The organism is Leifsonia sp. 21MFCrub1.1 (assembly GCF_900107895.1).
GTDB lineage: Bacteria > Actinomycetota > Actinomycetes > Actinomycetales > Microbacteriaceae > Leifsonia > Leifsonia soli.
Window position 1 is genome coordinate 1,756,771 of record NZ_LT629867.1, and the last position, 13,471, is coordinate 1,770,241.

Consider the following 13,471-nt stretch of genomic DNA (forward strand, 5'->3'; position numbering starts at 1 on the left):
GAGAGCGGAGGGCGTCAGACGTGGGCGGGGAGGTGGTCGAGCGCCGCGCGGTAGGCGTCGATCGAGCGGGCCTCGCCCGGCGCGGTGATGAACGACGCGCGGATGATGCCGCGCTCGTCGATGAGGAAGGTCGCGCGGTTCGCGAAACCCTTCTCGCGCAGGAAGACGCCGTACTCCTTGGCGATCTCGCCGTGCGGCCAGAAGTCGGCAAGCAGAGAGAACGAGTAGCCCTCCTGCTCGGCCCAGGCGCGCAGCGTGAACTTGGAGTCGACGGAGATGCCCAGCAGCTCGACGCGGTGGTCCTCGAACAGCGAGAGGTTGTCGCGCAGTGCGCACAGCTCCCCCGTGCAGGTGCCGGAGAACGCGAGCGGGAAGAAGACCAGCGCCACCGCCTTCCGTCCCCGGAAGTCGCTCAGCCGGACGGTCTCGCCGTACTGGTTGAGCAGCTCGAAGTCGGGAGCCTGGGTGTCGTTCTCGAGTGCCATCGAAGTCCTTTCCCGCCGGCGCGACGTGGCTCGCGCGCAGGCACGAGCACACAGCATAGACCGGCCTCCCGGGAGTGCCAAGCGACGGTCACGCACACCGGCGGAGTGAGGCTAGGCTGGTCGATGGTGCCCGCGCTTGTCGAGACCCGACAGCGCTCCGGCTTGTCCACGATCCATCCGACACAAGAAAGAGGTCGAGGGTGACTGTAAACGACCAGGACCCGTACTCGATGAATAACATCGATTCGGACCCGGAGGAGACCGCCGAGTGGCGCGAATCCCTCGACCAACTGGTTGCGGCCCATGGCCATGAGCGTGCTCGCGAGATCATGCTCAGCCTGCTCAAGCGCTCGAAGGAACTGCACGTCGGTGTGCCGATGGTCCCGACGACGGACTACATCAACACCATCTCTCCGGAGAACGAGCCCGAATTCCCCGGCGACGAGGAGATCGAGCGCCGCTACCGGGCGTGGATCCGCTGGAACGCCGCCGTGCTCGTCCACCGTGCGCAGCGCCCCGGCATCGCCGTCGGCGGCCACATCTCGACCTACGCGTCGAGCGCCGCGCTCTACGAGGTCGGCTTCAACCACTTCTTCCGCGGCCAGGACCACCCGGGCGGCGGCGACCAGATCTTCATCCAGGGCCACGCCTCCCCCGGCACCTACGCCCGCGCCTTCCTCGAGGGGCGCCTGAGCGCCGACCAGCTCGACGGCTTCCGCCAGGAGAAGTCGCACGCGGGCGGCGGTCTCTCCAGCTATCCGCACCCGCGGCTCATGCCTGAGTTCTGGCAGTTCCCGACGGTGTCGATGGGTCTCGGCCCGATCAACGCGATCTACCAGGCGCAGCTCAACAAGTACCTCACCAACCGCGGCATCAAGGACGCCTCCGACCAGCACGTCTGGGCGTTCCTCGGCGACGGCGAGATGGACGAGGTCGAGTCGCGCGGTCAGCTGCAGGTCGCGGCCAACGAGAAGCTCGACAACCTCACGTTCGTCATCAACGCCAACCTGCAGCGCCTCGACGGGCCCGTCCGCGGCAACGGCAAGATCATCCAGGAGCTGGAGAGCTTCTTCCGCGGAGCCGGCTGGAACGTCATCAAGGTCATCTGGGGCCGCGAGTGGGACGACCTGCTCGCCCGCGACGCCGACGGCGCCCTCGTCAACCTCATGAACGAGACGCCGGACGGCGACTACCAGACGTACAAGACCGAGAGCGGCGCCTACGTCCGCGAGAACTTCTTCGGCCGCGACCCGCGGACGCTGGAGCTCGTCAAGGACTACAGCGACGACCAGATCTGGAACCTCAAGCGCGGCGGCCACGACTACCGCAAGGTGTACGCGGCGTTCAAGGCGGCCGCCGAGCACAAGGGCCAGCCCACCGTCATCATCGCCAAGACCATCAAGGGCTACGGGCTCGGTCCGTCGTTCGAGGGCCGCAACGCGACCCACCAGATGAAGAAGATGACGCTGGACAACCTGAAGACGTTCCGGGATGCGATGCGCATCCCGATCACGGACGCCCAGCTCGAGGAGAACCCGTACCTGCCGCCGTACTACAACCCCGGCGCGGACGACGAGGCGATCCAGTACCTGCACGACCGGCGCCGCGCGCTCGGCGGCTACGTTCCGGAGCGCCGCGCGAAGTACACCCAGCTGAACCTGCCGGACGACTCCGCGTACGCCATCTCCAAGAAGGGCTCGGGAACGCAGGAGGTCGCCACCACCATGGCGTTCGTCCGCCTGCTGAAGGACCTGCTCCGCTCGAAGGACTTCGGCCACCGCATCGTCCCGATCATCCCGGACGAGGCGCGCACCTTCGGCATGGACGCCTTCTTCCCGAACGCGAAGATCTACAACCCGAACGGCCAGCACTACACCTCGGTCGACCGCGAACTGCTTCTGGCCTACAAGGAGAGCCCGCAGGGCCAGATCATCCACGTCGGCATCAACGAGGCGGGCGCTCTCGCCGCGTTCACCAACGTGGGATCGTCGTACTCCACGCAGGGCGAGCCGCTCATCCCGGTCTACGTCTTCTACTCGATGTTCGGCTTCCAGCGCACGGGCGACGCCCTGTGGGCGGCGGGCGACCAGATGGCGCGCGGCTTCCTGATCGGCGCCACCGCCGGCCGCACCACGCTCACCGGCGAGGGCCTGCAGCACGCCGACGGCCACTCGCCGCTGCTCGCCTCCACGAACCCGGCGGTCGTCCAGTACGACCCGGCGTACGGCTACGAGATCGGCCACATCGTGCGCGCCGGCCTCGAGCGGATGTACGGCGGCAACCACCCGGACCCGAACGTCATGTACTACCTCACGGTGTACAACGAGCCGATCGTCCAGCCGGCCGAGCCGGAGGGCGTCGACGTGGACGGCATCGTCCGCGGCGTCTACAAGCTGCGCGCCGGCGCGGGCGAAGGCCCGAAGGCCCAGCTGCTCGCGTCGGGCGTGTCGGTGCCGTGGGCGCTGGAGGCGCAGCACCTGCTCGCGCAGGACTGGGGCGTCTCGGCCGATGTGTGGAGCGTCACCTCGTGGGGCGAGCTGCGCCGCGACGGCCTGGCCGCCGAGGAGCACAACTTCCTCTACCCGCAGCAGGAGAAGCAGGTGCCGTACGTCACCCGCAAGCTGCAGGAGGCGGAGGGCCCGTTCGTCGCGGTGACCGACTACTCGCACGCCGTGCCGGACATGATCCGTCAGTTCGTCCCCGGCGAGTACGCGACCCTGGGCGCCGACAGCTTCGGCTTCTCCGACACCCGCCCCGCCGCCCGCCGGTTCTTCAAGATCGACGGACCGTCGATGGTGGTACGGACGCTGGAGCTCCTCGCCGCGCAGGGCAAGGTCGACCCCAACGCACCCGCCTGGGCGATCGAGAAGTACCTCCTGCACGACGTCAACGCCGGCACCACCGGCAGCGCGGGCGGCGAGGCGTAACGGCTCCCGTGGCAGGCGGCCAGGTGGAGAGGACGAAGCCCGAGACGCTCGCGTGGCTGCGCAAGATCTCGGGTGAGCTGGCGACGACCACGCTCAAGCGGCTCGAGGACACCCTTCCCTGGTACCGCGACATGCCACCGGGCCGGCGCAGCGCCGTCGGCCTGGTGGCGCAGGCGGGCATCTCGTCGTTCATCTCCTGGTACGACGATCCGCGCTCCACACCGTGGATCGCCGCCGACGTGTTCGGCGCGGCCCCGCGCGAGCTGCTGCGCAGCGTGAGCCTGCAGCAGACGCTCCAGCTCATCAAGATCACCGTCGAGGTGGTCGAGGAGCGCGTGAAGAGCGGCGGCGGGGAGGATCTGCGGGAGGCCATCCTGCTGTACTCCCGCGAGATCGCGTTCGCGGCGGCCGATGTCTACGCGCGTGCCGCCGAGGCCCGTGGGCTGTGGGACGCGCGTCTGGAGGCGCTGGTCGTCGACAGCATCCTGACCGGCGAGTACGACGACGAGCTGCCCAGCCGGATCGCCGCGCTCGGCTGGCACGGCCACGGCGAGGTCAGCGTCCTCGTCGGGACGGCGCCGAAGATGCTCGACGTCGACCAGCTGCGCCGCACCGCCCGCCACATGTCGGCCGACGTGCTGATCGGCGTGCAGGGCAGCCGGCTCGTGCTCGTGATCGGCCGCGCCTGGCCGAGCAACAGTACGCCGGAGGATGCGATCGGCCCGGCGCCCATCGTGTCGTTCATGGAGATCGCCCAGCAGCTCGAGCCCGGCTTCGGCCCCGGCCACCTGGTGCTCGGCCACGAGGTCCCGAGCCTGGTGGATGCGTCCAAGAGCGCGAAGGCCGCCCTGGCCGGCTTCGCGGTGGCCCGCGCCTGGCGCAACTGCCCGCGCCCGGTGCATGCGGACGACCTGCTCCCGGAGCGCGCCCTCGCCGGCGACGGGCTGGCCCGCGCGACCCTGATCAGCCGCATCTACCGGCCGCTCCAGGGCTACTCGACCGAGCTGCTGACGACGCTCTGGTGCTACCTCGACAACGGCCGGTCGCTCGAGGCGACGGCCCGCGAGCTGTTCGTGCACCCGAACACCGTCCGCTACCGCCTGAAGCGCGTCTCCGAGGTCATCGGCTGGGATGCCACCGGCGCCCGCGAGGCCCTCATCCTGCAGGCGGCGCTGATCGTCGGCTCGATCAACGAGCCCGACTCGCCCCGCCGCGGCGGCTGAGTTGTAGACAACCACAAAGCATCTTCGAATAGTTCGTATCCATCCGACACATCCGCCTGGCGGAAGATTGGCAGACTGGAAACCGTGATCGTCATCGTGTGCCCGGGTCAGGGATCCCAGACCCCCGGCTTCCTGGACCCCTGGCTCAGCGAGTCCTCGTTCCGCGACCAGCTCACCGGCATCTCCGACGCGGTCGGCATCGACCTGGTGGCGCACGGAACCGTCAGCGACGCCGACACCATCCGCGACACCGCGGTCGCGCAGCCGCTCATCGTCTCCGCCGGACTGCTGACGCTCTCCGCGCTGCTTGCCGACGGGCGCCGCGATCGTGTCGGCGGGATCGCCGGCCACTCCGTCGGAGAGCTCACCGCTGCCGCGGGCGCCGGCGTCCTCAGCGAGACCGACGCCGTCGCGTTCGTGCGCGAGCGCGGAGCCGCCATGGCCCGTGCGGCCGCCGAGACGCAGACCGGCATGAGCGCCGTGATCGGCGCCGACGAGGCCGAGCTGCTCGCCCGGCTCGACGAGCTGGGCCTCTCCCCCGCGAACTACAACGGCGGCGGCCAGATCGTTGTCGCCGGCGCTCTGGATGCACTGGCCCAGCTGGCGGAGAACCCGCCGGCCCGCGCCCGCGTCATCCCGCTGCAGGTCGCCGGCGCGTTCCACACCCGCTACATGGCGTCCGCCGTCCCGGCGCTGGAGCAGTTCGCCTCCACCCTGCGCACGAACGACCCCACCCTGCGGCTCTGGACCAACAAGGACGGATCCGAGGTGACCGACGGCGCCGAGTTCCTGCGCCTCCTGGTCGGCCAGGTGTCGTCGCCGGTGCGCTGGGACCTCGACATGAAGGCCTTCGAGGAGGCCGGCGTCACCGGCCTGATCGAGGTCGCACCGGCCGGAGCCCTCGTCGGCCTCGCCAAGCGCGGGCTGAAGGGCGTTCCGACCGTCGCGATCAAGACACCCGACGACCTGCCGGCCGCCTTCGACCTCATCGACCAGGCCGCGTAAGGACGCAAGGAGCTCCCCCGATGACCCACCCCACCCTGCAGCAGTCGCACGGCCCGCAGTACACCCGCATCCTCTCGATCGGCGCGGCGCGCGGCGACCTCGTCGTGCCGAACGACGACCTCGTCGGTCCCATCAACTCGTCCGACGAGTGGATCCGGCAGCGCACCGGCATCGTCACCCGCACCCGCGCGAGCCACGACCTCCTCGCCGTCGACCTCGCCACCGAGGCCTCGAAGGAGGCGATCGAGAAGTCCGGCGTCGACCCGGCGCTCATCGACGTGGTGATCGTCGCCACCATCTCGAACGCGCAGCAGACCCCCTCGCTCGCGGCCGTCCTCGCCGACCGCGTCGGCGCGAACCCGGCTGCCGCGTACGACATGAACGCGGCGTGCGCGGGCTACGCCTACGCGGTGGCCCAGGCGGATGCGCTGATCCGCACGGGCGCGGCCCACTACGCGCTCGTGGTCGGCGCCGAGAAGCTGTCCGATGTCGTCGACCCGACGGACCGCACCATCTCCTTCCTGCTCGGCGACGGCGCCGGCGCCGTCGTCATCGGCCCGAGCGACTACCCCGGCATCGCGAGGACCGTGTGGGGCTCCGACGGCTCCAAGGCCGACGCGGTGGGGATGGACGGCACGCTCACCCAGTTCCGCGACGGCGAGAAGCCCTGGCCGACGCTCCGCCAGGAAGGTCAGACGGTCTTCCGCTGGGCGGTCTGGGAGATGGCCAAGGTCGCCAAGCAGGCGCTCGACGAGGCCGGGGTCTCCCCCGACCAGCTGGCCGCGTTCATCCCGCACCAGGCCAACATGCGGATCGTCGACGAGTTCGCCAAGCAGCTCAAGCTGCCGGACACCGTCGCGATCGCACGCGACATCGAGACGACGGGCAACACCTCCGCCGCATCCATCCCGCTCGCGACCCACCGACTGCTCCAGGAACACCCGGAGCTGAGCGGCGGCCTGGCGCTCCAGATCGGCTTCGGGGCCGGTCTGGTGTTCGGCGCGCAGGTCGTCGTGCTGCCCTAGACTGTTTCCCGGTCACAACGACACCCCCCTCAAGGAGAGAAAAACCATGGCATTGTCCACCGAAGAAGTTCTTGCCGGCCTGGCCGAGCTCATCAACGACGAGACCGGCATCGCGACCGACACGGTTGAGCTGGACAAGTCGTTCACCGACGACCTCGACATCGACTCGATCTCGATGATGACCATCGTGGTCAACGCCGAGGACAAGTTCGACGTGAAGATCCCCGACGAGGAGGTCAAGAACCTCAAGACCGTCGGAGACGCGGTCGAGTTCATCGTCAAGGCGCAGAACGCCTAGGCGCAGAGCCAGGATTCTTCCGCGCGGGCGGCGCACGACCGTGTCGCCGCCCGCGCGTGCGGCAGCGCTCTGACCGTTCGCCGCGATCCTCATTCAGGAGAGTTGCCGTTATGACCAAGAAGATCGTCGTCACCGGGATGGGCGCGTCGTCGCCCCTCGGTGGCACCGCCCCCGAGAGTTGGAGCGCTCTGCTCGCCGGCGTCTCGGGCGCCCGCACCCTCGAGCACGACTGGGTCGCCCAGTACGAGCTCCCCGTCACGTTCGCCGCCGAGGCGATCGTGCGGCCGGAGGAGGTGCTGGAACGACCCGTCGCCAAGCGCCTCGACCCGTCCAGCCAGTTCGCCCTGATCTCCGCCATGGAGGCCTGGGAGGACGCCGGCCGTCCGGATGTCGCTCCCGAGCGCCTCGGCGTCGACTACGCCACCGGCATCGGCGGCGTGTGGACGCTGCTCGACGCCTGGGACACGCTGCGTGAGCGCGGCCCGCGCCGCGTCCTGCCGATGACCGTCCCCATGCTCATGCCGAACGCGGCGTCCGCCGCGGTCTCGATGCACTTCGAGGCACGCGCCTATGCCCGCACGGTCGCCTCCGCGTGCGCCTCCAGCACCGAGTCGATCGTCAACGCCTACGAGCACCTGCAGCAGGGTCTGGCGGACGTGGTCATCGCCGGTGGAACCGAGTCCGCCATCCACCCGATCACCGTCGCATCCTTCTCGTCGATGCAGGCGCTCTCGCGCCGTAACGACGACCCGGCGCACGCCTCCCGGCCGTACAGCGTCGACCGCGACGGCTTCGTCATGGGCGAGGGCGCGGCCAGCCTCGTGCTCGAGACCGAGGAGCACGCCCTCGCGCGCGGCGCCCGGATCTACGCCGAGCTCGCCGGCGGCGGTGTGACCGCCGACTCGTACCACATCACCGCGAACGACCCCGAGGGCCGCGGCGCCAGCCGTGCCGTGCACATCGCGCTCGAGCGGGCCGGTGCGGTTCCGGACGACGTCACCCACATCAACGCCCACGCGACCAGCACCCCGGTCGGCGATCCGTCCGAGTACGTCGCCCTCCGCGAGGTGTTCGGTGAGCGCGTCCACACCATCCCGGTGTCGGCGACCAAGGCCTCCACGGGACACCTCCTCGGCGGCACCGGAGCGCTGGAGGCCGTGTTCAGCATCCTCGCGATCCGCGACCGTCAGGCCCCGCCGACCATCAACATCACCGAGATGGACCCGGCCATCCCGCTGCAGGTGAAGAGCGAGCCCCAGCCCCTCGGCGACGGAGCCCAGCTCGTCATCAGCAACTCGTTCGGCTTCGGCGGCCACAACGCCGTCGCCGCGTTCCGCAGCTACTGAGCCGCGCTTCGCACACCGGATAGAAGAGGAGGCCCCGCTCTCACGAGCGGGGCCTTCTCTGTGTCACCGCGGGCGGGCGGCCATGCCGGGCCCGCCGCGGGAGCCGGTGCGCGGTCAGCCGACGTTGTGCAGCCAGATGACCGACGTGTCGTCATGCGCGTGCCGGAACGGCTCCAGCTCGTCGTCCCACGCCTGGCCGAGGGCCAGCCGGAGCTCGCGGTGCAACTCCAGCGCGTTGGCTCCGGCGATCTCCATGGCGTAGCGGATGCGGTCCTCCGGCACGACCATGTTGCCGGCCGTGTCGACCTGGGCGAAGAAGATCCCGAGATCGGGCGTGTGCATCCACCGGCCGCCGTCGGTGCCGTGCCCGGCGTCCTCGGTGACCTCGTAGCGCAGGTGCTCCCAGCCGCGCAGGGCGGACGCGAGGCGCGCGCCGGTGCCGGGAGGGCCGTCCCAGAAGAACTCCGTGCGCTGGGAGCCCTTCAGCACGGGCTGCGTCTCCCAGGTGAAGTTCACCGCACGACCGAGAGCGCGACCCGCCGCCCACTCGATGTGGGGGCAGAGCGCGCTGGGAGAGGAGTGCACGTAGAGCACCCCTCGAGCGACGTGTGCCGACATGGTTCTCCTCCGTTCGTTGGTGCGTCTTCCCCTACGACCAGGAACGGATGGAATCTTCGGCGTGTGAAGTTGCGTCAGCGCTCGCGCGCGTTGCCACGATTATGCCCGAGAACCGCGGGGAGTTACAAGATTGTGATTCGGCGATTCGCTCGCCCGGCGAACACCGGACCGAATAGCATACCGAGTATGTCGGTCCAGAACGGTTTCCTGGCGCTCCTCACGCAGGGCGCGGCGTACGGCTCGCAGCTGCAGAGCGAGTTCCTGTGCCGCGCTGCGCACCGTCGGCAGCTGAACCCCGGGCAGGTGTACTCGACCCTCGACCGGATGACGGATCAGGGACTCGTCGCCTCGGCGGGCTCGACCGACGACGGCCTGCCCCTGTACGAGCTGACGGAAGCGGGCCGGGAGGCGGCGGCCGCCTGGCTCAGCGGCGCGCCGGCCGACAGCCGGCCCGACTGGGACGAGATGCAGGACCAGGTGCTGATCGCCGCGTCGCTCGACGGCGTGGATGCGCTGGCGGTCGTCGACGGCTACCGCGCCGCATACGCCGAGAAGATCCGCTACCTCACCCACGAGGCCGACTCGCGCGCGCTCCTCGCGGCGAACCGCGCCGCCGAGCTGGGCGCACGAGCGGCGATCGAGTGGCTGGACGAGGTCGCGACCGCGCTGCGCGCACATCCCGGCGCACTGGTTCAGCCCCGCTCCCCCGAACGCCCCCGCCGCGGCCGCAGGCCGGCCGCCGAGTCGGCCGCTCGCGCTACCGAGTAGCCGGCCGCCCGGCCCGCCACGTCATCGCCACCGTCGGAGATTCGCCCCCTGACGCACGCAGCGGCAGCGGCCGGAGCCGTCGATCAGTGGAGCAGCTCGCCCTGCTTGTTCAGGACGTTCTTCTCGCCGGCCTCGATCGGCACCGCGAAGCGGTTCTGCGCCGGCGGGAGCGGGCAGTTGAAGTTGTAGCTGAACGCGCACGGCGGCAGGACGGCGAGGTTGAAGTCGAGCGTCACCGTGCCGTCCTCGTTCGGCACCACGAACAGGAACCGGCCGACCGAGTAGGTGCTGTCGCCGTTCGTCGTGTCGGCGAAGACGAGCTGCAGGGCGCGCCCGGCCTTGAAGGCGGCGAGGTTGTAGTCGACGCCGTCCTTCGTGAAGGTGATCTCGCCGGGGATGACCATGTCGCGGGTCGCACCGTCGTCCTTGAGGTGCTCGAAGCCGACCGTCTTGCCGCCCTCGATCGGCGTGAAGGATGCGGTGATGATCCACTCCGGGTTGAACGGGAAGGCGTCGATGGAGCCGAACTCCTGGATCGCCTCCGAGTTCGCGTCCCACACGCGCAGGGCGTAGTCGCCGTCCTCGCTGGCGATGACGAAGCCGCTGACCGTGTCGCTGAACCGGATCTTCCCCGGGTTGGGGTCGTCCTTGCCTCGGACGATCGCCGAGCCGTCGACCAGCACGTCGTCGACGAAGATGTTGTCGGTCGCCGCCGCGGTGACCTTCAGACCCGACTGGCCGGCGGGAAGCGGGGACCAGAGCCCGGGGACGCCCCAGATCGGCTGCTCCGAGTCCGGCTCTCCGGTGATCCACTGGGTGTTGACCAGCGCCAGGTTGCCCTGCGGCGCGGTCACGGCCTGCTCGCGGCGGGCGCGGTAGCGGGCGAGGACGGCGTTCGGATCGGTCGGGGCGGCTGCGGCGGTGTCGGTCATGGTCTCCATCCTCGGTCAGGTCGGAGGTGACAACCAACTCCGACACTCGGGCATTCCGGGGCGGAGGTCATTTCGCCTCAGCGTAGCTGTCGACGATCGCGGCCGTGACGGGGAACTCCACCGGGAACGCGCCGAACAGCAGCCGCCCTGCCTGCTCGGCCGACGCGCGCACGGCCGCCGCCACCTCGTCTGCCAGCTCCTCGGGGGTGTGGACGATGACCTCGTCGTGCAGGAAATACACGAGGTGCGATGAAGCGGTGAGCGCGGCGCCCGGCGCGAGGGCGGTCAGCCGGTTGCGGAGCTCGGCCATCCAGCACAGCGCCCACTCCGCAGCGCTGGCCTGGACAACGAAATTGCGGGTGAATCGGCCCCAGTCTCGGCCCAGGCCCCGGGCACGACGCTCGTCGGCCTCGGTCGCATCGGCCGCGGATGCCGCCGACTGCACCTCCGCCCACCGGCCGCCGGGGAAAGGCGAGCTGCGACCGAGCCGGGACGTGACCTTCTCGCCGCGCTCCCCGGCGCGCGCCGCATCCTCCACCAGTCGCACTGCACGCGGGAAAGCGCGGGTGAGCCGCGGCATCAACCGGCCGCTCTCCCCCGTCGTCGCCCCGTACATCGCTCCGAGCATGGCGACCTTCGCCTGGGCGCGCGCGTCGACGGCACCCGACGCGACGATGCCCTCGTACAGGTCTTTGCCGCGGCCGGCGGCGGCCATCGCCTCGTCGCCGGAGAGGCCGGTCAGGACGCGCGGCTCGAGCTGCGCCGCATCCGCCACCACCAGCTTCCAGCCCGGGTCGGCGACGACGGCTCCGCGCACCTGCCGGGGCAGCTGCAGGGCGCCTCCGCCCCGGGTCGCCCAGCGACCGGTCACCACCCCGCCCGGCACGTAGTCCGGCCGGAAGCGGCCGTCGTGCACCCAGGCGTCGAGCCACGTCCAGCCGTTCGCGGTGAGCAGCCGCGACAGCTTCTTGTAGCGGAGCAGCGGGTCGATCACGGGATGCTCGATCCGGCGGAGCTCCCACGACCGGGTGGAGGTCGCCAGGATGCCGGCGCGCTGCAGGGCCTTGAGCAGGTCGGGCGGACTGTCGGGATTGAGGTCGGGCGCCTCCAGCTGCTCCCGCAGCTCGCGCACGAGGCCCTCCAGCACGGCGGGGCGGCCGTACGCGGGCCGCGGGCCCAGCAGCCCGGTCAGCAGCGCGTCGTGCCGCTCGGCGCTGTACGGGAGGCCCGCATACTGCAGCTCGACGCCGATCAGCGCCCCGGCGGACTCCGCGGCGAGCAGCAGCCGCAGGCGGCGCGGGTCGGCGCTGGAGGCGACGGCCTCCTCCTGCGCGGCGAACTCGTCGCGGACGGAGGCCGGGGACGCGACAGTCGCCTCCGCGGGTTCGTCGAGGTCGAAGAGCGCGGTGTGCACTGCCGGCGCCTCCGCCTCCGGCTCGACCACCGCATCCCACGGGCCGGGGTCGGCGCGGGCCAGGGGCGTCGCCGCCGTCAGCGTGGAGCCCCGGAGGATGACGTGGCACAGTCGCAGATCGACGCAGCGCTCCACCCGCACACCGGCCGACAGCAGAGCGGGGTACCAGGCTCGCGTGTCGTCCCAGACCCACCGCGGCCGGTCGGCGGAGCCCGGGGCCCCGGCCTCCTCCGCTCGGACAAGCGCCGGCAGTCCGGCGAGGGCGAGCGTCTCCGTCCGCTCCAGCACACCCTCCCGCGACGGGTCGAGCCACGTCGCGCGGACGTCGCCGCGCCCGACGCGCTCGAGGAGGATGTGCACCCTCCCATTCTCGCTGCGACCGCCGACACGGACCGCCGACACGGGCCGACGCCGAATGCTTGCGTGCGCGTGCGTATCTGAGGATAATTCACGGAACGACGATGCCGACCCGAAAGGCATGATCGACGATGACCGTCTACCTGCACGACAGCCAGGGGGTCTGGATCGCGTTCCGAAGCGACCTGACCTCCCGCGACCTCTTCAACCCCGATGGCGAGTGGATCGGCTGGTTCCCCTGGGGGGACCACGACGCCGTCACGCCCGACGGCGACTATCTGGGGACCGTCCGCGGCGACCGGCTGTTCGCCCGAGCGGACGTCCCGTATCGCGGGCGGCCGGGGTATCCCGGAGCGCCGGCCTACGCCGGCACCGTCCCGTATCCGGGCGCTGCGCCGTACTCGGGCCTGCCGGACGGCTGCGACGACGTCGCCTCCTCCCTGCTCTGGCCGCGCGTCGCCTCCTGAGCCCCGCAGCCGACAGCTCCTGAGTTTTTACGCCACGCGCCCGCGTGTCGACCCGAAAAACTCAGGAGCCGTTGGCGGGGCGATCAGTCCGAGAGGGCGGTGAGCCGCGCGCGCAGCTGCGGCCACGCGTCAGCGAAGCCGGGATGCAGCGGCAGCGCCGTGACCTCGTTCACCGGCACCCAGCGCAGCTCGATGCTCTCGACGTCCGCCATGTGCGGCTCGAACGGCCGCACCGCCTGGCCGACGACGGTCGTGTACGACCAGAATCCGAGGTCGAGCACGCTCTCGAACAGCACGTGAACGGCGTCGGGCGGCACCGCCGCCTCCTCCGCCGCCTCGCGCAGCGCGCCCTCGACGGCGCTCTCCCCCGCGTGACGTGCACCGCCGGGCAGGCCCCAGGTGCCGCCGAAGTGGCTCCAGTCGGCCCTGTGCTGCAGCAGGATCCCGCGCCGCAGGTCGTGCACGAGCAGCCCGGCGGCGCCGAACCGGCCCCAGAACCGCTGGCCGTCCGGCCCTTCCACCCACGCGTCTCCCGAGTCCACGTCTCCACGTTAGTCGCCGCGCGGCGCCGCTTTCACCGCGCTGTCATCCGGCGACGCGGCGTGG

The 13,471-nt window shown here is 70.7% G+C and carries 13 protein-coding genes; 8 read left to right on the forward strand and 5 right to left on the reverse strand.

The window, feature by feature from the left end:
- Positions 1-14 precede the first annotated feature (14 nt).
- Entirely contained in the window at positions 15-485 is a 471-nt protein-coding gene (locus BLW09_RS08345; protein WP_089911002.1) for a peroxiredoxin, read from the reverse strand.
- Between the two features lie 200 nt (positions 486-685).
- On the opposite strand from BLW09_RS08345, the gene aceE reads away from it, so the two are divergent.
- The 6 genes from aceE (at position 686) to BLW09_RS08375 (ending at position 8,309) form a co-directional block, all read left to right on the forward strand.
- Entirely contained in the window at positions 686-3,412 is a 2,727-nt protein-coding gene (aceE, locus tag BLW09_RS08350) for a pyruvate dehydrogenase (acetyl-transferring), homodimeric type (protein ID WP_089911004.1), read from the forward strand.
- Between the two features lie 23 nt (positions 3,413-3,435).
- Positions 3,436-4,635 carry a PucR family transcriptional regulator gene (locus tag BLW09_RS08355; protein WP_089916720.1) on the forward strand — a complete coding sequence of 400 codons (1,200 nt, stop codon included), beginning with the start codon at positions 3,436-3,438 and terminating at the stop codon, positions 4,633-4,635.
- 84 nt (positions 4,636-4,719) lie between these two features.
- The gene (locus BLW09_RS08360; RefSeq protein ID WP_089911007.1) at positions 4,720-5,640 is read left to right on the forward strand and encodes an ACP S-malonyltransferase; all 921 of its coding nucleotides are present in this window, start codon (positions 4,720-4,722) and stop codon (positions 5,638-5,640) included.
- A gap of 20 nt (positions 5,641-5,660) precedes the next feature.
- Entirely contained in the window at positions 5,661-6,665 is a 1,005-nt protein-coding gene (locus tag BLW09_RS08365) for a beta-ketoacyl-ACP synthase III (RefSeq protein ID WP_089911010.1), read from the forward strand.
- Between the two features lie 46 nt (positions 6,666-6,711).
- Entirely contained in the window at positions 6,712-6,963 is a 252-nt protein-coding gene (locus BLW09_RS08370; RefSeq protein ID WP_018190963.1) for an acyl carrier protein, read from the forward strand.
- Between the two features lie 110 nt (positions 6,964-7,073).
- Positions 7,074-8,309 (forward strand): beta-ketoacyl-[acyl-carrier-protein] synthase family protein, encoded by a 1,236-nt coding sequence (locus BLW09_RS08375; protein ID WP_089911013.1) that lies wholly within the window; start codon positions 7,074-7,076, stop codon positions 8,307-8,309.
- 114 nt (positions 8,310-8,423) lie between these two features.
- Here BLW09_RS08375 and BLW09_RS08380 read toward each other — a convergent pair whose 3' ends face one another.
- Positions 8,424-8,927 carry a DUF3145 domain-containing protein gene (locus BLW09_RS08380; RefSeq protein ID WP_089911016.1) on the reverse strand — a complete coding sequence of 168 codons (504 nt, stop codon included), beginning with the start codon at positions 8,925-8,927 and terminating at the stop codon, positions 8,424-8,426.
- Positions 8,928-9,113: 186 nt separating this feature from the next.
- Here BLW09_RS08380 and BLW09_RS08385 point away from each other — a divergent pair, with 186 nt between their 5' ends.
- Positions 9,114-9,695 (forward strand): PadR family transcriptional regulator, encoded by a 582-nt coding sequence (locus tag BLW09_RS08385; RefSeq protein ID WP_089911019.1) that lies wholly within the window; start codon positions 9,114-9,116, stop codon positions 9,693-9,695.
- 83 nt (positions 9,696-9,778) lie between these two features.
- Here the strand turns inward: BLW09_RS08385 and BLW09_RS08390 are convergent, their stop codons facing one another.
- The gene (locus BLW09_RS08390; protein WP_089911022.1) at positions 9,779-10,627 is read right to left on the reverse strand and encodes a DUF1684 domain-containing protein; all 849 of its coding nucleotides are present in this window, start codon (positions 10,625-10,627) and stop codon (positions 9,779-9,781) included.
- 67 nt (positions 10,628-10,694) lie between these two features.
- Positions 10,695-12,401 (reverse strand): bifunctional 3'-5' exonuclease/DNA polymerase, encoded by a 1,707-nt coding sequence (locus BLW09_RS08395; RefSeq protein WP_089911025.1) that lies wholly within the window; start codon positions 12,399-12,401, stop codon positions 10,695-10,697.
- Positions 12,402-12,529: 128 nt separating this feature from the next.
- Between BLW09_RS08395 and BLW09_RS08400 the strand changes: the two genes are divergently transcribed.
- On the forward strand, positions 12,530-12,865 hold the full coding sequence (locus BLW09_RS08400; RefSeq protein WP_089911028.1) for a hypothetical protein: 336 nt from the start codon (positions 12,530-12,532) through the stop codon (positions 12,863-12,865).
- A gap of 83 nt (positions 12,866-12,948) precedes the next feature.
- Here BLW09_RS08400 and BLW09_RS08405 read toward each other — a convergent pair whose 3' ends face one another.
- Positions 12,949-13,407, reverse strand: coding sequence for an NUDIX domain-containing protein (locus tag BLW09_RS08405; RefSeq protein WP_089911032.1), 459 nt, complete (start codon positions 13,405-13,407; stop codon positions 12,949-12,951).
- Positions 13,408-13,471: the final 64 nt, after the last annotated feature.